General features: G+C 72.7%; 19 protein-coding genes and 1 riboswitch. Of the genes, 9 read left to right on the forward strand and 10 right to left on the reverse strand.

Annotation, left to right across the window (positions count from 1 at the left end; translation table 11 throughout):
- Positions 1-266 precede the first annotated feature (266 nt).
- Positions 267-536 (reverse strand): DUF1876 domain-containing protein, encoded by a 270-nt coding sequence (locus tag ACZ55A_RS16455; protein ID WP_468840149.1) that lies wholly within the window; start codon positions 534-536, stop codon positions 267-269.
- Positions 537-754: 218 nt separating this feature from the next.
- Here ACZ55A_RS16455 and ACZ55A_RS16460 point away from each other — a divergent pair, with 218 nt between their 5' ends.
- Positions 755-1,504, forward strand: coding sequence for a DUF4097 family beta strand repeat-containing protein (locus ACZ55A_RS16460; RefSeq protein ID WP_468840152.1), 750 nt, complete (start codon positions 755-757; stop codon positions 1,502-1,504).
- 135 nt (positions 1,505-1,639) lie between these two features.
- Positions 1,640-3,001, forward strand: a complete 1,362-nt coding sequence (locus tag ACZ55A_RS16465; RefSeq protein ID WP_468840155.1) for an MFS transporter — start codon at positions 1,640-1,642, stop codon at positions 2,999-3,001.
- A gap of 155 nt (positions 3,002-3,156) precedes the next feature.
- On the opposite strand, the gene cobN is transcribed toward ACZ55A_RS16465, so the two are convergent.
- Positions 3,157-6,774, reverse strand: a complete 3,618-nt coding sequence (cobN, locus tag ACZ55A_RS16470) for a cobaltochelatase subunit CobN (protein ID WP_468840158.1) — start codon at positions 6,772-6,774, stop codon at positions 3,157-3,159.
- Positions 6,775-6,822: 48 nt separating this feature from the next.
- Positions 6,823-6,931: riboswitch (cobalamin riboswitch) on the reverse strand.
- Between the two features lie 176 nt (positions 6,932-7,107).
- On the opposite strand from cobN, the gene cobG reads away from it, so the two are divergent.
- The 3 genes from cobG to ACZ55A_RS16485 are packed head-to-tail and all read left to right on the forward strand — an operon-like array spanning position 7,108 to position 10,612.
- Positions 7,108-8,475, forward strand: a complete 1,368-nt coding sequence (cobG, locus tag ACZ55A_RS16475) for a precorrin-3B synthase (RefSeq protein WP_468840161.1) — start codon at positions 7,108-7,110, stop codon at positions 8,473-8,475.
- The gene (locus ACZ55A_RS16480; RefSeq protein WP_468840167.1) at positions 8,472-9,104 is read left to right on the forward strand and encodes a precorrin-8X methylmutase; all 633 of its coding nucleotides are present in this window, start codon (positions 8,472-8,474) and stop codon (positions 9,102-9,104) included. Before cobG ends, ACZ55A_RS16480 begins: the two co-directional genes overlap by 4 nt.
- 2 nt (positions 9,105-9,106) lie before the next feature.
- Entirely contained in the window at positions 9,107-10,612 is a 1,506-nt protein-coding gene (locus tag ACZ55A_RS16485; RefSeq protein WP_468840171.1) for a precorrin-2 C(20)-methyltransferase, read from the forward strand.
- 4 nt (positions 10,613-10,616) lie between these two features.
- Here the strand turns inward: ACZ55A_RS16485 and ACZ55A_RS16490 are convergent, their stop codons facing one another.
- The 4 genes from ACZ55A_RS16490 to ACZ55A_RS16505 are packed head-to-tail and all read right to left on the reverse strand — an operon-like array spanning position 10,617 to position 12,048.
- Entirely contained in the window at positions 10,617-10,793 is a 177-nt protein-coding gene (locus ACZ55A_RS16490) for a hypothetical protein (RefSeq protein WP_468840174.1), read from the reverse strand.
- A 3-nt stretch (positions 10,794-10,796) separates the two neighbouring features.
- On the reverse strand, positions 10,797-11,027 hold the full coding sequence (locus ACZ55A_RS16495; protein ID WP_468840177.1) for a DUF397 domain-containing protein: 231 nt from the start codon (positions 11,025-11,027) through the stop codon (positions 10,797-10,799).
- Positions 11,024-11,230: a DUF397 domain-containing protein gene (locus ACZ55A_RS16500; RefSeq protein ID WP_468840180.1), complete on the reverse strand. Its 207-nt coding sequence runs from the start codon at positions 11,228-11,230 to the stop codon at positions 11,024-11,026. Before ACZ55A_RS16500 ends, ACZ55A_RS16495 begins: the two co-directional genes overlap by 4 nt.
- Entirely contained in the window at positions 11,227-12,048 is an 822-nt protein-coding gene (locus tag ACZ55A_RS16505) for a helix-turn-helix domain-containing protein (protein ID WP_468840182.1), read from the reverse strand. Before ACZ55A_RS16505 ends, ACZ55A_RS16500 begins: the two co-directional genes overlap by 4 nt.
- Before the next feature lie 133 nt (positions 12,049-12,181).
- Between ACZ55A_RS16505 and ACZ55A_RS16510 the strand changes: the two genes are divergently transcribed.
- Both ACZ55A_RS16510 and ACZ55A_RS16515 read left to right on the forward strand, forming a co-directional pair.
- Positions 12,182-12,409 carry a hypothetical protein gene (locus ACZ55A_RS16510; RefSeq protein ID WP_468840185.1) on the forward strand — a complete coding sequence of 76 codons (228 nt, stop codon included), beginning with the start codon at positions 12,182-12,184 and terminating at the stop codon, positions 12,407-12,409.
- Complete coding sequence (locus ACZ55A_RS16515; protein WP_468840188.1) at positions 12,406-12,546, forward strand: hypothetical protein; 141 nt, start codon at positions 12,406-12,408, stop codon at positions 12,544-12,546. Before ACZ55A_RS16510 ends, ACZ55A_RS16515 begins: the two co-directional genes overlap by 4 nt.
- On the opposite strand, the gene ACZ55A_RS16520 is transcribed toward ACZ55A_RS16515, so the two are convergent.
- Positions 12,524-13,303 (reverse strand): cobalt-precorrin-6A reductase, encoded by a 780-nt coding sequence (locus tag ACZ55A_RS16520; protein ID WP_468840190.1) that lies wholly within the window; start codon positions 13,301-13,303, stop codon positions 12,524-12,526. The two genes, ACZ55A_RS16515 and ACZ55A_RS16520, sit on opposite strands and share 23 nt — an antisense overlap.
- A gap of 17 nt (positions 13,304-13,320) precedes the next feature.
- On the opposite strand from ACZ55A_RS16520, the gene ACZ55A_RS16525 reads away from it, so the two are divergent.
- Positions 13,321-14,562, forward strand: a complete 1,242-nt coding sequence (locus tag ACZ55A_RS16525; RefSeq protein WP_468840193.1) for a cobalt-precorrin-5B (C(1))-methyltransferase — start codon at positions 13,321-13,323, stop codon at positions 14,560-14,562.
- 16 nt (positions 14,563-14,578) lie between these two features.
- Here ACZ55A_RS16525 and ACZ55A_RS16530 read toward each other — a convergent pair whose 3' ends face one another.
- From ACZ55A_RS16530 to cbiE, 3 genes are all read right to left on the reverse strand, one after another.
- Positions 14,579-15,022, reverse strand: coding sequence for a hypothetical protein (locus ACZ55A_RS16530; protein WP_468840196.1), 444 nt, complete (start codon positions 15,020-15,022; stop codon positions 14,579-14,581).
- Between the two features lie 121 nt (positions 15,023-15,143).
- Entirely contained in the window at positions 15,144-15,905 is a 762-nt protein-coding gene (gene cobM, locus ACZ55A_RS16535; protein WP_468840198.1) for a precorrin-4 C(11)-methyltransferase, read from the reverse strand.
- Between the two features lie 53 nt (positions 15,906-15,958).
- Positions 15,959-17,230: a precorrin-6y C5,15-methyltransferase (decarboxylating) subunit CbiE gene (gene cbiE / locus ACZ55A_RS16540; RefSeq protein WP_468840201.1), complete on the reverse strand. Its 1,272-nt coding sequence runs from the start codon at positions 17,228-17,230 to the stop codon at positions 15,959-15,961.
- Positions 17,231-17,512: 282 nt separating this feature from the next.
- On the opposite strand from cbiE, the gene ACZ55A_RS16545 reads away from it, so the two are divergent.
- On the forward strand, positions 17,513-18,547 hold the full coding sequence (locus ACZ55A_RS16545) for a cation diffusion facilitator family transporter (RefSeq protein ID WP_468840203.1): 1,035 nt from the start codon (positions 17,513-17,515) through the stop codon (positions 18,545-18,547).
- Positions 18,548-18,554 lie beyond the last annotated feature (7 nt).

The following is an 18,554-nucleotide window of genomic DNA, read 5'->3' on the forward strand; positions in this document are numbered from 1 at the left end:
TCGTAGTGGGTCTACGTGGACGATCCCGACAACGCAGCGAGGCGCCGTGCCAGGCGTCGCGGGCCAGACGGGACTTTGCGGACACCCCCTAGGGGCTGGGGTCGGACCGGCGGAGGCCGGGGACTGGGCCCGACGGCGGAGGCCGGGGGCAGGGCGGACACGCCTGGCGTGCTGACCGGCGGGGCGCATGCCGAACCGCCCCTTGCCCGCCGCCACCGGCACCTCAGGCCGGACGGGCGCGGGCGCAGGGCCCCCTGTCGTGGCCGTCAGGCCTGCAACCGCTCCACCGGCCGCGACGTATGCACCTCGATGTCGTGCGCGGCCCGCTGGAGCAGTTGATGGCTGAGGTCCGACATCGACCGGGCCACCGCCAACTCGTCCCCGATGGCCGGGACATTCTCATCAGCAGGGTTGCAGCGGGCCGTGCCCTGGCCGACCATCTGGCCGCCTTCCTTGCCGCGGAGCCTGGCCTCGGCCCTGACCTCGCTGCCGGTCTCGGTAATCGTGATCTCGGCGTTCCATGTCTTCGTGGTCACCGGAAGCCTCCTCGTACGTCCCTACGCAGCACAGGACCTGCCCCCACAAAAATCGTCGCACCGCGGCCCACCGGCCGCACCTGGGGATCGCCCCACCCCCACTAGGGGGTTTCCCCGATGTCACGGCCATGGCCGGCACCGTAGCCTTGCGGTACGTGATCACCGGGCGGGGGAAGTCCCGGTCACCTCAGCAACGTCCAAGCACATCGGGGGAATTCATGCGTCTGCGCGTCCGCATCATCGGGGCCGCCGCGATGGCCTGCGCCGGGGCGCTGGCGATCAGCGCCTGCGGTCTGCTGCCCGGCACGACCTTCAAGGACGATGCCACGGTGTCGAAGAAGATCACGGCCATACGGCTGGACGGCGACTCGGGCAGCGTCACGGTGCGCGGCGGCAAGGGTGACAGCAAGGGCGACGGCAAGGTGTCGGTCCACCGCGCGGTCACCTACCACGGCGACCGTCCGGAAGGGGCGACCCACCGCGTCGAGGGCGGTGTGCTGGTGCTCGGTGACTGCGGCGATGACTGCTCGGTGAACTACACGGTCGAGGTGCCGGCGGGCCTCCCGGTGAGCGGGGAGACGTCGAACGGGGCGGTCCATCTGAGCAACGTGGGCGCGGTGGATGTGAGCACCAGCTCAGGGGAGGTCGAGCTGGACAGCGTCACCGGCCCGGTCGCCGTACGGACTTCCAACGGCCAGATCACCGGCCGCGGCCTCTCGGGCAAGCGCATCGACGCCGAGACCTCCAACGGGGAGATCGACCTCACGCCGGACACCCCGCAGAGCGTCCGGGCGAAGACGTCCAACGGCTCGATCACGGTGCGGGTGCCCAAGGACCACTACCGGATATCCGCCAAGACCAGCAGCGGCAAGAAGAACATCGGTGTGGCCGACGAGCCGTCGGGACGCTTCCGGCTGGAGCTGACCACCAGCAACGGCGACATCACGGCCACCCCCAAGGCCGCCTGACACGCGGCGCCTTCGCGGGGGCGGGCAGCGGGGGCGGCCAGGCAGGGCAACCACGGCGTCGGATAGCCGCCAGACCTCGGCATCCGGCTGCGCTGGACTGGTGGGCACCATCCACTGCCCACCAGGACGGAACCCATGTCGCCCGTCAGCAAACCACCCGTCGCCACAGCTCCGCTCGGCGGTTCCGGCGCCGGCGCCCCCGGCCCTATGTCCGCCACCAGCCCTTCGTCCGCCCCAGGCTCTACGTCCGCCCCCGGCCTTCTCTCCGCCCTCGGCGGATCCGGCGGTACCGAGCCGGCGGCGGCCCGACCGGTCGCGGTGGCGCGAGGGCCGCTCGGGGGCTGGCTCGGCGTGCTGGCCGTGATGTTGGGGATCTTCACCATCGTGACGACCGAGATCCTGCCGATCGGTCTGTTAACCGTCATGGGGGGCGACTTCGGTGTGTCGGACGGTACGGCGGGGCTGATGATGACCACCCCCGGCATACTGGCCGCCCTCGCCGCTCCGGCCGTCACGGTGGCCACGGCCCGCATCGACCGGCGGCTGATGCTGTGCGCCTTCGTCCTGCTGCTGGCGCTGGCGAACGTCCTCGCCGCGGCCGCACCCGCCTATGGGCTCGTACTGCTCTCCCGGATCCTGGTCGGCATCACCATCGGCGGCTTCTGGTCGATCGCGGCCGGGCTGGCCGGACGGCTGGTGCGGCCGGAGTCGGCCGGCCGGGCCACCGCGGTGATCTTCTCCGCGGTGCCGATGGGCTCGGTGCTCGGTGTCCCCCTCGGCACCTTGATCGGCGACCTCGCCGGCTGGCGGACCGCCTTCCTCGCGATGGGAGCGATGGCACTGGCGGTGTCCGCACTGACCGCCCTGGTCACCCCGCCGCTTCCGGCCGTCGGGCGGCCCACCCGCCCCGCCGTCCTGGGTGGCCTGGTGCGCGGCACCCACACCCGCTTCGCACTGCTGATGACGTTCCTCGTCGTGCTCGGCCACTTCGGCGCGTACACCTATGTGACACCGTTCCTGGAGCGGGTGGCCCAGGTGACGTCGCCCGGTGTCATCACCGTGTTCCTGCTGACGTACGGGGCCGCCGGGATCGCCGGGAATTTCCTGGGCGGAGCGATGGTGGGGCGCCGCCCGCGCGCCACCCTCGGGGCCGCGGCGGCCCTGCTTGCCGCCGCGACGCTGCTCCTGCCGGTGCTCGGCCGCAGCGCAACGGGGGCGCTGGCGCTGCTGATCGTCTGGGGCACCGCCTACGGAGCCGTGCCGGTCTCCTTGCAGACCTGGTTCGCCAGGTCCGCACCCGGCGCTCCGGAGGCGGCCTCGGTGCTCTTCACCGCATCGTTCCAGGCGACGATTTCCCTCGCCGCGCTCGTCGGCGGTGTCGTACTGGACCGCACGTCCCCGCCGACGGTCATGACGCTCGGCGGGGCGGCCGCGGTGCTGGTGGCCCTGACCGTATGGCTGCACCACGCCAGGGCACGGGAGTGGCCGGGGAGTTGAGCGGAGCGCAGGCAGCAAGGACCCCCTCACTGCCTGCGCGGGACGCTTCCCTGCCTGCGCGGGACGCCTCCCAACCCGCGAGAGACAGCTCCCTGTCTGCGAGGGACCCCTCCCTGCCTGCGCGGGACGTGTCTCTCCCGGCCTGCGCGGGACGGTTACCCGTCCTCGCCCTCCAGCTCGCCCTCCGTCTCCAGGAAGGCCTCGCGCAGCGCCGCCAGCGTCTCGGCGTCCGGCTTCTCCCACATGCCGCGGGATTCGGCCTCCAGGAGGCGTTCGGCGATGCCGTGCAGGGCCCAGGGGTTGGCCTCCTCCAGGAAGGCGCGGTTCTCGGGGTCGAGGACATAGGTCTGGGCGAGCTTGTCGTACATCCAGTCGGCGACCACGCCCGTGGTGGCGTCGTAGCCGAACAAGTAGTCCACGGTCGCGGCGAGTTCGAAGGCGCCCTTGTAGCCGTGGCGGCGCATGGCCTCGATCCAGCGGGGGTTGACGACCCGGGCGCGGAAGACCCGGGAGGTCTCCTCCACCAGCGACCTGGTGCGGACGGTCTCGGGGCGGGTGGAGTCGCCGATGTAGGCCTCGGGCGCCTTGCCGCCGCGCAGCGCCTTCACCGTCGCGACCATGCCTCCGTGGTACTGGAAGTAGTCGTCGGAGTCGGCGATGTCGTGCTCGCGGGTGTCGGTGTTCTTGGCCGCGACCGCGATCCGCTTGTACGCCGTCTCCATCTCCTCGCGGGCCGGGCAGCCTTCGAGCCCGCGGCCGTATGCGTAGCCGCCCCACACCGTGTAGACCTCGGCGAGGTCGGCGTCGGTGCGCCAGTCGCGGGAGTCGATCAGCTGGAGCAGGCCCGCGCCGTACGTGCCGGGGCGGGAGCCGAAGATCCGGGTGGTGGCGCGTCGTTCGTCACCGTGGGCGGCCAGGTCGGCCTGGGTGTGGGCCCGGACGAAGTTCTGCTCCGCGGGCTCGTCGAGCGAGGCGGCCAGCCGTACCGCGTCGTCCAGGAGGCCGATGACGTGCGGGAAGGCGTCCCGGAAGAAGCCCGAGATGCGCAGGGTGACGTCGATGCGGGGGCGGCCCAGTTCGGAGAGTTCGATCGGCTCCAGGCCCTTGACGCGCCGCGAGGCGTCGTCCCATACGGGGCGGATGCCCAGCAGGGCGAGGGCCTCGGCCACGTCGTCGCCGCTGGTGCGCATCGCGCTGGTGCCCCACAGGGAGAGGCCGACGGACTGCGGCCAGTCGCCGTTGTCGGTGCGGTAGCGCTCCAGCAGCGAGTCGGCCAGGGCCTGGCCGGTCTCCCAGGCGAGGCGGGAGGGCACGGCCTTGGGGTCGACGGAGTAGAAGTTGCGGCCCGTCGGGAGGACGTTGACCAGGCCACGGAGCGGCGAGCCGGAGGGTCCTGCCGGGACGAAGCCGCCGTTCAGCGCGTGCACGGCGTGGTCGATCTCGTCGGTGGTGGCGGCCAGCCGCGGGACGACCTGGCGGGCGGCGAAGTCGAGGATGTCGGCGACCGCGGCCGGGTGGCCGTCGGCGACACGGGTCACCGTCGCCGGGTCCCAGTCCGCGTCCTCCATCGCCTGGACCAGGGCCCGGGCCTTGTCCTCCGCTTCGTCGGCGGTGGTACGGGTGGCCGCGGCCTCGTCCAGCCCCAGCGCCTCGCGCAGTCCGGGCAGCGAGGAGGTGCCGCCCCAGATCTGGCGGGCGCGGAGGATGGCGAGGACGAGGTTGACCCGCGCCTCGCCGGCCGGCGCGCCGCCCAGCACATGCAGTCCGTCGCGGATCTGGGCGTCCTTGACCTCGCACAGCCAGCCGTCGACGTGCAGCAGGAAGTCGTCGAAGCCGTCGTCGTCGGGGCGTTCGTCCAGGCCCAGGTCGTGGTCGAGCCTGGCGGCCTGGATCAGCGTCCAGATCTGGGCGCGGATCGCGGGCAGCTTGGCCGGGTCCATGGCGGAGATGGACGCGTACTCGTCCAGCAGCTGTTCCAGGCGCGCGATGTCGCCGTAGGACTCGGCGCGGGCCATCGGGGGGACGAGGTGGTCGACGAGGGTGGCGTGCACCCGGCGCTTGGCCTGGGTGCCCTCGCCCGGGTCGTTGACCAGGAAGGGGTAGATGAGCGGGAGGTCACCGAGCGCGGCGTCCGGGCCGCAGGCGGCGGACAGTCCGGCGTTCTTGCCCGGCAGCCACTCCAGGTTGCCGTGCTTGCCGAGGTGGACCATGGCGTCCGCGCCGAAGCCGCCGTCGTCGGCGGAGGCGCCGATCCAGCGGTAGGCCGCCAAGTAGTGGTGCGAGGGCGGCAGATCGGGGTCGTGGTAGATCGCGATCGGGTTCTCGCCGAAGCCGCGCGGCGGCTGGATGAGGATGAGGAGGTTGCCGCGGCGCAGGGCGGCCAGCACGATGTCGCCGTCGGGGTTGCTGCTGCGGTCGACGAACATCTCGCCGGGCGGCGGCCCCCAGTGCTGCTCGACGGCGTCGCGGAGTTCCTGGGGGAGGGTCGCGTACCAGCGCTTGTAGTCGGCGGCGGGGATGCGGACCGGGTTGCGGGCCAGCTGCTCCTCGGTGAGCCATTCCTGGTCGTGCCCGCCGGCCTCGATCAGGGCGTAGATGAGCTCGTCGCCGTCGCCGGACTCCAGGCCGGGGACGGGCTCAGCGGTCTCGTCGCCGAAGTCGTAGCCGTCCGCCCGCAGGCGGCGGAGCAGGGCGACGGCGCTGGCGGGGGTGTCCAGGCCGACCGCGTTGCCGATCCGGGAGTGCTTGGTCGGGTAGGCGGACAGCACGAGCGCCAGCCGCTTGTCGGCGTTGGGGATGTGGCGGAGCCGGGCGTGCCGGACGGCGATTCCGGCGACCCGGGCGGCCCGTTCGGGGTCGGCGACGTAGACCGGGAGGCCGTCCTCGTCGACCTCCTTGAAGGAGAACGGGACGGTGATCAGGCGGCCGTCGAACTCGGGGACCGCGATCTGCGAGGCGGCGTCCAGCGGCGAAAGACCCTCGTCGTTCTCCTCCCAGGCGCTGCGCGGCCCGGTCAGGCACAGCGCCTGGAGGATCGGTACGTCGAGGGCCGCCAGCGCGCCGGCGTCCCAGGACTCGTCATCGCCGCCGGCCGAGGCCTCGGCGGGCTTGGTGCCGCCCGCGGCGAGGACGGTGGTGACGATGGCGTCGGCGGCCCGCAGCGCGTCGATCAGCTCAGGCTCGGGTGCGCGGAGCGAGGCGACGAAGAGCGGCAGGGCGCGGCCGCCCGCGGTCTCGATCTGCTCGCACAGGGCCCGTACGAAGGCGGTGTTGCCGCTCATGTGGTGGGCGCGGTAGTAGAGCACGGCGACGGCCGGGCCGCTCTCGTTGCGGCTCTCCCGGTCCAGGGGTCCCCAGGTGGGGGCGGGCGCCGGCGGCTCGAAGCCGTGGCCGGTGAGCAGCACGGTGTCGGAGAGGAAGCGGGCGAGCTGGTCCAGGTTGGCGGGCCCGCCGTGCGCGAGGTAGGCGTGCGCCTCGGCCGCGATCCCGACCGGGACCGTGGACTGCTCCATGAGCTGGGCGTCGGGGGCCTGTTCACCGGTGAGGACGACGACCGGCCGGTGCTGGTCCTCGGCGAGCAGCAGGTCCAGCCCTTCCTGCCAGGCGCGGATGCCGCCGAGGAGGCGTACGACGACGAGGTCGGTGCCTTCCAGCAGCGCGGGGAGCTCGGCGACGTCGAGGCGGGCGGGGTTGGCGAGCCGGTACGGCACCGGGCCCGTGGCCGCGCGGGCGCTGAGCAGATCGGTGTCGGAGGTCGACAGCAGCAGAAGCATGCGAGCGCAGGCCTTCCTCGGGGTGTCCGCGCCCCGGGTGGTCGTATGGACGGCGGGAGTTCCTGACTCACCCGGTTTTGGCCGGGTTCACAGTGGCGGGACCGCGCCGGATTCTCACCGGGCTTCCTCCCTCGGGCCGCAGGGGCCCGGCGCCGTCGCTGGCGTCCGGCGGGTCAGCCGACCCACCGACCTGCATAGTAAGGGCTGCGGCCGGGGAGGGTAAGCGGGCCTCGGGACCGGGCGGCGGTGCGGTGTGCTCCCGGCCGCTCACCCGGATCGATGGCCGGATCCGGCCCGGATCGGCGGCCCCCCGTCGTGGGTATGCTCGCCGCCATGCCGCCCTCCCCCTCGATACGGCCCCCGGGGTCCGAACCGCCCATACGGGACCGCGGTGACGCCTGCCCCGGTGCGCTGCGGCTGCATGCGGCGGCCGACGGCCCCCTCGCGCGGGTGCGGGTGCCCGCCGGGGATTTGACGGTGCGTCAGGCAACTGCGCTGGCCGACGCCGCGGAGCGGATCGGCGACGGGCAGCTGTCCCTGACCTCCCGAGGGAACGTGGAACTGCGCGGGCTGCCCGACGGCTGCGGCGGCCGGCTCGGCGCCCTGCTGGCCGACGCCGGTCTGCTGCCCTCCGAACGGCATGAACGCATCCGCAACATCCTGGCCTCCCCACTGGCCGGACTGGACCGGCACACCCCCGCTGACGTGCGGTTGTGGGCCCGGCGGCTGGACGCCCTGCTCTGTGCGAGCACCTCGGCGACCGCGCTGTCCGGCCGTTTTCTCTTCGTCCTGGACGACGGACGGGGCGATGTGGCGGCGCTCGGCGGCGATGTGACCTTGGTCGCAGAACCCGAAGCGCCCGCAAGCGCCGAGAGCACGGCACTGCTGCGGGTCGGTGACGAGGCGGCAGCGCTGCGGATCGCCGGCCCGGACGCACCGCGCGCCGCGCTCACCGCCGCCGAGGCGTTCCTGGCCGCCGCCGCGGCGAGCGGCAGCGGCGCGTGGCGGATACGCGAACTGCCGGACGGACAGCGGCTGACGGCCCGCGATGTGGCGGAGGCCCTGCGCACGGCCGGCATCGGGGCCGCATACGTGGCGGACGGGACATCTCACCCCCGCGGCTCACTGCCGTACGCGGACTCCTCCGCACCGGGAGTGGTCGAAGGCACCGACGGCCGCTCGGCCCTCTCCGTCCTGGCCCCGCTCGGCCGGCTGAGCGTCGCCCAGTGGCGCCTGCTGGCCGAGACCGCCGCCCACCACGGAGCCGGCGAACTGCGCCTCACACCCTGGCGCGGCATCGTCCTCCCCGGTCTGCCCGCCACCGCGGCCCCCGCCAGGCTGGCCGAATTGTCCGCCGCGGGCCTGGTCACCGACCCGTCCTCCCCCTGGTCCCGCCTCGGCGCCTGCACCGGCCGCCCCGGCTGCGCCAAGTCCCGTACGGACGTCCGCGCCGACGTCCGCACCGCGCTCGCCGACGGCGGGCCCGTGCCGGGCGGCGGACCCGTGCCGGGCGGCGGACTCGTGCCGGGCACGCGGGCCGCCTCCGCCGACGGGGCACCCGTCCACTGGTCCGGCTGCGAACGGCGCTGCGGCCACCCCCACGGCACCTGGATCGACGTGCTGGCAACGGCGGACGGCTACCAGGTATCGGTCGTACGGCCGGATGCACCACCAGCAACACAAGAAACGAGGCCACAGTGACCGCGTTCGACTACGAGAAGGACGGTGCGGAGATCTACCGCCAGTCCTTCGCCACGATCCGCGCCGAGGCGGACCTCACCGGGCTGCCGGCCGACGTCAGCCGGGTCGCGGTCCGGATGATCCACGCCTGCGGCATGGTCGACCTCGTACGCGATCTGGCCTTCACGCCCCAGGTGGTGACCAATGCCCGCAAGGCGCTGCACGCCGGTGCGCCGATCCTCTGCGACGCCAACATGGTCGCCAGCGGCGTCACCCGTAAGCGGCTGCCGGCCGACAACGAGGTGGTGTGCACGCTCGCCGACCCGTCGGTGCCGGAGCTGGCCGCCCGGATGGGGACCACCCGCAGCGCCGCCGCGCTGGAGCTGTGGCGGGACCGGATGGAGGGCGCGGTGGTCGCGTTCGGCAACGCCCCCACCGCCCTCTTCCGGTTCCTCGAAATGATCGAGGAGGGCGCCCCCCGCCCGGCCGCCGTCCTCGGCATACCCGTCGGCTTCATCGGCGCGGCCGAGTCCAAGGACGCGCTGATCGCCCATCCGTCGAACCTGGACCACATTGTGGTGCGCGGGCGCCGGGGCGGCAGCGCCATGGCCGCGGCCGCGATCAACGCCCTGGCAAGCGAGGAAGAGTAAGCGTGAGCGAGCAGCAGCTGACCGGCCGTCTCTACGGTGTGGGCCTCGGCCCCGGTGACCCGTCCCTGATGACGGTACGGGCCGTGCAGGTCATCGCCGAGGCCGACGTCATCGCGTACCACAGCGCCCGGCACGGACGCTCCATCGCGCGTTCCATCGCCGCCGAGCACCTGCGCCCCGACCACATCGAGGAGGCGCTGGTCTACCCGGTCACCACCGAGTCGACCGACCACCCCGGCGGCTACCGCGGCGCGCTCGACGAGTTCTACGAGGAGGCCGCGGCCCGCCTCGCCGCGCACCTGGACGCCGGCCGCACGGTGGCCGTCATCTCCGAGGGCGACCCGCTCTTCTACGGCTCCTACCAGCACATGCACAAGCGGCTGGCCCACCGCTACCCGACCGAGGTGATCCCCGGCGTCACCTCCGTCAGCGCCGCCGCGGCCCGCCTGGGCAAGCCCCTCGCCGAGGCCGACGAGGTCCTGACGATCCTCCCCGGCACGCTGCCCGAGGAAGAACTGACCGCCCGTCTGGCCGCCACCGACGCCGCCGTCGTCATGAAGCTCGGCCGTACCTTCCCCACCGTCCGCCGCGCCATGGAACGCTCCGGCCGCCTCCCCGAGGCCCACTACGTCGAGCGCGCCACGATGTCCGGCGAACGCACCGACGCCCTCACCTCCATCGACGCCGACACCGTCCCCTACTTCTCCGTCGCGGTCGTCCCCAGCCGCATCGCGACCCCCCCGCCGCCAACTGCGGGTCATGGCGAGGTCGTCGTCGTCGGCACCGGCCCGGCCGGCCCCCTCTGGCTCACCCCCGAGTCCCGCGGCGCGCTCGCCGCCGCCGAGGACCTGGTCGGCTACACCACCTACCTCGACCGCGTCCCGGTACGCCCCGGCCAGCGCCGCCACGCCTCCGACAACAAGGTCGAGTCCGAACGCGCCGAACTCGCCCTCGACCTGGCCCGGCGCGGCCGGCGGGTGGCCGTGGTCTCCGGCGGCGACCCGGGCGTCTTCGCCATGGCCACCGCCGTCCTGGAAGTCGCCTCCCAGGCCCCCTACCGCTCCGTCCCCGTACGCGTCCTGCCCGGCGTCACCGCCGCCAACGCCGCCGCCGCCCGCGCCGGCGCCCCCCTCGGCCACGACTACGCGGTGATCTCCCTCTCCGACCGCCTCAAGCCCTGGGAAGTCATCGCCGAACGCCTGCACGCCGCCGCGCGCGCAGACCTGGCCCTGGCCCTCTACAACCCCGGTTCCCGCAGCCGCACTTGGCAGGTCGGCAAGGCCCGCGAACTCCTCCTGGAACACCGCGCCCCCGACACCCCCGTCATCCTCGCCCGCGACATCGGCGGCCCCGAGGAATCCGTCCGCACCGTCCGCCTCGCCGACCTCGACCCCACCCAGGTCGACATGCGCACCCTCCTGATCGTCGGCTCCTCACAGACCCAGGCGGTACGGCGCGACGACGGCACGGAGGTCGTGTGGACGCCGCGGAGGTATCCGGAGCAGTGACCGGCTAGACGCAGACCGGGCACCGTTCCTTGGCGTCCCAGCCCTCCCACCCGAAGGTCGCGGGCGCAAAGGACCGGCCGCCCTCCAGCTCTTCACGTACCGCCACGCGGTAGGCCCAGACCGCTTTGCCGATGACGTAACTGGTCGGCGAGGACGGTGCCGGAGATCGTGATAAGACCACCGCTCACCGTCGCGACGAGGGTTCCCCAGTCCACGCCGCCCCCTTCACGGTGGCTATGAACGCCGACCAGGCGCCGACCGGGAAGAGCAACGCCGGGCCGTCCGGATTCTTGCTGTCGCGGACAGGGACGGTGGCGGGGAGGCCGTCGGCGACCTCGACGCAGTTGTCATCTCCACCCTGGCTGTAACTGCTCTTGCGCCATGTGACGCCGTCCAGGCCGGATAACGGCTTCACAGCTGGTCCCCCTTCACGGCGGCTATGAAGGCTGACCAGGCGGCGGCGGGGATGAGCAACGCGGGGCCGTTTGGGTTCTTGCTGTCGCGGACGGGGACGGTGGCGGGGAGGCCGTCGGCGACCTCGACGCAGTTGTCGTCTCCGCCGTCGCTGTAGCTGCTCTTGTGCCATGCCACGCCTGCCAGGCTTGGGGTCGTCTTCATGGCTTGCTGTCCTCCACCAACTGTCGGATGAATGCCAGTGAGTCACGGGGCGACAGCGCCGCGTCTCGCAGGCGATCGTAGGACAGCCGGTAGCGCTGGACTTCGTCTGGCTCTTCGATCAGTTCGCCCGACCTGTTGCCTTCCAAGTAGGCAACGGCACTGTCGTCCGCCATCCACAAGAGCGCGAGCGGACCGCCCGACAGACCTTGTACCCCAGCGGCGAACGGAAGTACCTGAATGGTGATGTTCGGGGCTTGGGCCACCTGCTCGATCCGGATCAACTGCTCGTGCCAGACCTTGGGTTCAAGCACCGGACGCCGCAGAGCTGCCTCGTCGAGGATGAACCGCACGCTGGGCGCGGGGGTGCGGTGCAACAGTTCCTGCCTGCCCAGACGAGCGGCGACGCTTTCTTCGAGCTCGTCGGGGCTTATGGGGATCGGATCTGACGACAACACAAGCCGGGCGAAGTCCTCGGTCTGCAACAGGCCGGGGACGAGAATCGAGTACTTGTGAATGATCGTGGCCTTCGCCTCGTACTGCATGAACTCCCGGTACTTGTCCTTGAACGCATCCAGCCGCGCCAGCTTCCACAGCCCCACCAACAACTCACCCGTGGCGTACACCCGGTCCAGCGCCTGCATGACCGGCAGCTTCGAGAGTCGCGCACCGGTCTCCAGGCGGTGCAGATAGGTGCGGTCGTAGTTGGTCTCGTCGGACAGCTGGGCCAGCGAGCGCCCGGACGACTCACGTAACCGGCGGAGTTCACAGGCGAGGAGCCAACGGGCTGAACCGTCGCCGTCGGAATTCTTTTCGAGCATCTTCGATACCTCTGTTGCCCTTTCCTGCGACAACGCCAACTCCCTTTCACGGGCGCCGTTTTCAGGGCAACTCTAGGGCTGCACAAGGAAATTGGCAGCCCAGTCAGGACTCGAACTCGAACGGAGAAGAGAAATGGAAAAGGCGGAGCGCAGCCCCGCGGCCGGGCGGGTCAGGGACGCCCAGCAGGCACGGGACGAGCTGCGGACAGCTTTGAAGGCGGCGGGGATCACCCTGCCGTCGCTGTCGCTCGACGGGGTCTCGCTGGTCGGGGACTTTCCGCGGCCGCTGGTGGACCTGGGGCGTTGTACGCCGCACCTCGCGCGGCGCCTCGCGGAGACGGTACAGCGGGCGGTCTCGTGAGTGAGAAGGACGAGAAGAACGACGAGAGCGACGAGAGCGACGAGGCCAATAAGCCGGCGGCGCCCGCGCGGCGGCTCGAAGAGTTGGTGAAACGCGTGCGCGAAGCGAATCGGCTCAGCGCGAATCGGCCCCGTTGAAAAGGCGCTGTAGCCATGCCGTCGCCTCCGCCGGGTCCGCGGCGACCGGTACGCCGTCCGGTACGGGCGGGCGACGGACGACGACCACCGGCAGGCCCGCCTCCCGCGCCGCCGTCAGCTTGGCGGCGGTGGCGGCGGCGCCGCTGTCCTTGGTGACGACGACGTCGATGTGATGTTCCCGCAGCAGGGCCCTCTCGCCCTCCAGCGTGAACGGGCCGCGGTCCAGGACGGTCGTCATCCGGGGCGGGTGCGGGGGCTCGGGGGCGTCCACGGAGCGGACCAGGAACCAGAGGTCGGTGAGGTGGGCGAAGTGGGAGAGGCCCATGCGGCCGGTGGTGAGGAAGATACGGGTGCCGAGGGCGGGGAGGGCGGCGGCGGCCTCGGCCAGGGAGGTGACCTGGTGCCAGGTGTCGTCGGGTCCCGGTACCCAGCCGGGACGGCGGAGGGCCAGCAGGGGAACATGGGCGGTGGCGGCCGCCAGGGCCGCGCTGAAACTGATCGTGCCGGCGAAAGGATGGGTGGCGTCGATGAGCGCGTCCACCGCGTGCTCGCGCAGCCAGCGGGCGAGGCCGTCGGGGCCGCCGAAGCCGCCGATGCGGACCTCCCCGGCGGGCAGCCGTGGGGCGGCGACCCGGCCGGCGAGCGAGGACGTCACCCGCAGCGCCGGGTCCGGTGCCAGGGTGGCGGCCAGGCGGCGGGCCTCGGTCGTACCGCCGAGGATCAGTACGTGGCGTGGCGGGCGGGCTGCGTCGGGCATGGGATGTGGGTTCCTCCGTGGGTGAAGCGCAACCGCAGGGTACGGGGCCGGGCAACGGGGCGGCCGCGGGAGGGCGCAGCGCACAGCTTGCGCACACCGGGCTGCGGCACGGGTGGACGACCGGTGCGTGTGCGACGGCGGCCAGCACCGCGGCGTACACGGCGCTGCTGACCGGCGCGTTCCCGGACCCGGTGACGATCACCTTGCCCAAGGGGCAGACACCGTCCTTCGCGCTGGCGGTGGAGGAGCTGGACGCGGCGGCCGGCCGTGCGATGGCCGGGGTGGTCAAGGACGCCGGGGACGATCCGGATGTGACGCACGGGGCGCTGATCCGGGCGCGGGTGCGCAGGCTGGCGCCGGGATCCGGGGTGGTCTTCAAGGCCGGGCCGGGGGTGGGGACGGTCACCCGGCCGGGGCTGCCGCTGGATGTCGGGGAACCGGCGATCAACCCCGTACCGCGGCAGATGATGCGGGAGCATCTGGCGGAGGTGGCCCGGCGGTACGGCGGTGGTGGCGCGGCCAGGACGACCGTCGAGTCGGCGGCCGGGCCGGCCGGTGAGCCCGATGTCGAGGTGGAGATCTCGGTCGATCACGGTGAGGAGATCGCGCGCAGTACCTGGAACCCGCGGCTCGGCATTCTGGGCGGGCTGTCGATCCTGGGCACCACCGGGATCGTGGTCCCCTACTCCTGCTCGGCGTGGATCGATTCCATCCGGCGCGGGGTGGATGTGGCGCGTGCGGCGGGGCGTACGCATGTGGCCGGATGTACGGGTTCGACGTCGGAGAAGACCGTCGTCGCGCTGCACCATCTCCCCGAGGACGCGCTGCTGGACATGGGCGACTTCGCGGGGGCGGTGCTGAAGTACCTCCGGCGGCACCCCGTGGACCGGCTCACCATCTGCGGCGGGTTCGCCAAGCTGTCCAAACTGGCGGCCGGGCATCTGGATCTGCACTCGGCGCGGTCCCAGGTGGACAAGGGGTTCCTCGCGGAACTGGCCCGGCGGGGCGGGGCGGACGAGGCGCTGGCGGGTGCGGTGGCGGAGGCCAACACCGGTCTTGCCGCGCTCCAGTTGTGTGCCGCGGCCGGGGTTCCGCTCGGCGATCTGGTGGCGGCGACGGCGCGGGACGAGGCGCTGGCCGTGCTGCGGGGCGCCCCCGTCGCGGTCGATGTCATCTGTATCGACCGGGCGGGGATGGTGGTGGGGCAGGCGGAGCCGCGGGGGCCCGGCGGCGCGCGCCGGGAGGCCCCCCGCGGCTGACCGCCCGCGCCCTGTCCTACTTCTTTGCGTGGGCGGCCCTGAGGTGGCGGTAGCCCATGCGCTCCAGACAGGAGTTGTCGTTTCCGGTGAGCCTCCCCAGCGCCGTCCCGAGGGCGCAGGTGGTCAGCCGTACCGGGCTCTCGTGCGTCCAGTCGCGGCGCTCCGAGCGGTCGTGGGTCCGGCGGTTGTGTTCGCGCGTCCGGCCGTTGTAGCCGTATTCGTGCGTACGGCCCGTGTCGCCGTATTCGTGCGTACGGCCCGCGGTGTCGCCGGGCGTACGGCCCGCGGCGTCGCCGTCGTGCATCCAGCGCGAGTGGTCGTAAGTGGTCGGTACGGGGTCGGACTTCACCGCTGGGTTGTTGTCCGTGTCGTCGGCGACGGCGGCGGTGCTGCCGAAGAGGGTCAGCAGGGCTGCGGCGGCGACCGGTGCGGCGGCCAGTCTGGTGCGCATCGTGGGCATCGGCGTGCTCCCTTCCATCCGGGGGTTCGCACCTTCCATACCGACCCAGGATGGTCAGGTAACGGACATTCACCCCGATGCGGTCATATGATCAGTCAGACGCCGCACGGATGACGATCGGTCAGACGCCGCAGGGACCGTGCGGCCGTTCCCGGTCCGTCGAGTACAGATGGCTGTCGCGGAACTGCTCGGCGCCCAGGGTGCGGCCGACGATGATGACCGCCGTACGGACCACGCCCGCCGCCTTCACCTGGCCGGCGATATCGGCGAGGGTGCCGCGCAGTACGAGCTCGTCGGGGCGGGAGGCCATGGCGACGACGGCCGCCGGGCAGTCGGCGCCGTAGTGCGGCAGGAGTTCGGCGACGACCCGGTCGACATACATCGCGGCCAGGTGCAGAACGAGCAGCGCACCGCTGCGGCCGAGGGTGGCCAGGTCCTCGCCCTCGGGCATCGGCGTGGCGCGCTGGGCGACGCGGGTGAGGATGACGGTCTGGCCGACGGTCGGCACGGTCAGCTCGCGCTTGAGGGCGGCCGCCGCCGCGGCGAACGCGGGGACGCCCGGCACCACGTCGTACGGCACCCCGGCCGCGTCCAGGCGGCGCATCTGCTCGGCGACCGCGCTGAAGACGGACGGGTCGCCGGAGTGAAGCCGGGCGACGTCATGGCCCTCCTCGTGGGCCCGGACCATCTCGGCGGTGATGGTGTCCAGGTCCAGCTGCGCGGTGTCGATCAGCCGGGCGCCCGGCGGGCACTCGGCCAGCAGCTCGCGCGGCACCAGGCTGCCGGCGTACAGACACACCCCGCAGGCGGCGAGCGTACGGGCGCCCCGCACGGTGATCAGGTCGGCGGCGCCCGGGCCTGCGCCGATGAAGTGGACGGTCATGGCTGTTCGGTCTCCTGAGGGAAGGGAGGCGGGCGGGAGGGTTCGGGCCGGGGTCAGTTCACCGGGGTCTGTACCGCGGGAGCCGCCGGGGGCTTGACCGCCGACCACTGGGTGACCGGCATCGCCTGCCGCCAGCCCGTGAAGCCGCCGACCGGTACCGCATGGGCGACCGCGAGGCGGACCAGTTCGCCGCCGTGCCGCCGGTAGCGCTCGGCGAGCAGCGCCTCGGACTCCAGCGTCACGGTGTTGGCGACGAGGCGGCCGCCCGGGGGCAGCGCCTCCCAGCAGGCGTCCAGCAGCCCGGGGGCGGTCAGGCCGCCCCCGATGAACACCGCGTCCGGCGGCGGCAGTTCGGCCAGCGCCGCGGGCGCCGCACCGTGGACGACCCGGAGCGCCGGTACGCCCAGCGCACGCGCGTTCCGGCCGATCCGCTCGGCCCGTACGGCGTCGCGCTCGACGCTGACGGCGCGACAGCTGCGGTGCGCGCGCAGCCACTCGACGGCGATGGAGCCGGAGCCGCCGCCGACGTCCCACAGGAGTTCGCCGGGGGCCGGTGCCAGCGCGGCGAGCGTGGCGGCCCGGACATGGCGCTTGGTGAGCTGGCCGTCGTGCTCGTAGGCGGTGTCGGGCAGGCCGGGGACGGTGGACAGCGGCGGGGTGCCGGACTCGCGGGCACAGTCGAGGGCGATGACGTTGAGGGGGTCGGCGGGCGGCGCGTCCCAGTCGGCGGCCACCCCCTCGGCCGTCCGCTCGCGCGCACCGCCGAGCTGTTCCAGTACGCGCATACGGGTCGGCCCGAAGCCATGCGCCCGCAGCAGGGCGGCGACCTCTGCGGGGGTGCCGGCACCCGCGGACAGCACGAGGACCCGGTGGCCGTCGTAGAGCGCACGGACCAGATTCTCGGTGGGCCGTCCGACGAGCGTGACGACCTCGGTCTCCTCGACCGGCCAGCCGAGGCGGGCGCAGGCGTAGGAGACCGAGGAGGGGTGCGGGAGGATGCGCAGCTCCGGGGCGTCCGGCAGCTCGGTCAGCGTCCGCCCGATCCCGTAGAACATCGGGTCACCGCTGGCCAGCACACACACCCTCCGCCCCGCGTACGTGGCGAGCAGCCGGGGGACGGCGGGGCGCAGCGGTGAGGGCCACGGGACGCGCTCGCCCGCGCAGCTCTCGGGCAGCAGCGCGAGCTGGCGGGCGCCGCCGATCAGTACCTCGGCCTCGCACAGGGCCTGTTGGGAGGCGGCGGGCAGTCCGGCCCAGCCGTCGGCTCCGATGCCGACGACGGCAAGGGGCGCGCGACCGGCGGGGGCGGGTGCTGCGGGACTCACTGCCGGATACCTCGGAACTGGCTCGGTGACGGGAGCCGAACTCTACTGACCGGTCAGTGGCCGCCCGCCGCCGGGACCGCGCCGACCGGACGGTCGGGCTCCGTCTCCGGCCCTCGGCACTTCCCCCTTCACACCGCTCTGACCAGGCACGATAGCCCGTTCGACGGTAATGACAACGGTCACCGGTGCAGCCTTTGGATCTTTGGCCGAAGTGCGGTTTGCTTCGCAGCAAGGGCCAAAGGATTTCGCTTCGCAGCAGGGGCCTCAGGAAGGAGCGCGCCCATGACCGAGCACGCGCACAGCCACGGGCACCACCACGGCCACTCCCACGGAGTGTCGCCGGACGCCGACCGGCGCTGGCTGCGCGCCGCGCTCCTCCTGCTCACCGCGTACATGGCGGTCGAGGTCGTCATCGGTGTGCTGGCGCAGTCGCTGGCCCTGATCTCGGACGCCGCCCATATGCTCACCGACGCGGTCTCGATCGTGCTGGCGCTGATCGCGATGCGGCTGGCCGCCCGCCCCGCCCGCGGCGGCTACACCTACGGGCTCAAACGGGCCGAGATCCTCTCCGCGCAGGCCAACGGCATCACCTTGCTGCTGCTGTCGGTCTGGCTGGCGTACGAGGCGGTGCAGCGGCTGATCTCGCCGCCCGAGGTGACCGGCGGGCTGGTGCTGGTCACCGCGCTGTCCGGGATCGTCGTCAACCTCATCTGCACCTGGCTGCTGTCCAGGGCCAACCGCTCCAGCCTGAACATCGAGGGCGCCTATCAGCACATCCTCACCGATCTGTTCGGGTTCGTCGCCACCGCCCTCGCCGGTCTGGTGGTGCTGACCACGGGGTACCAGCGGGCCGATGCGATCGCCTCGCTGGTGGTCGTCGCGCTGATGCTGCGGGCAGGTACGGGGCTGGTGCGCGAGTCCGGGCGGATCTTCATGGAGGCCGCGCCGGCCGGTCTGGACCCGGACGCACTGGGCGATCATCTGGTCGCCGAGGAGGAGGTCGTCGAGGTGCACGATCTGCACATCTGGCAGATCACCTCCGGGCAGCCGGCGCTCTCCGCGCACATCCTGGTGGCCCCGGGCGGCGACTGCCACAAGGTCCGCAGGAACCTCCAACAGCTGCTGAGCGGGCAGTACGGGATCACCCACGCCACCCTCCAGGTCGATCACCTCGGAGAACAGGGCGCCGCGGACGAGGTACTGACACTGAGCCCGGGGCCGGGCCGTGGTACGGCTCCCGACCCGGAGCGGCCCCCCGCCGAGCACTGCGAGGACGCGCACGGGCCGGTGCACCGGCAGGGGCCCCACCGGCACTGACGTCCCG

The organism is Streptomyces sp. NPDC034111, from assembly GCF_055575375.1.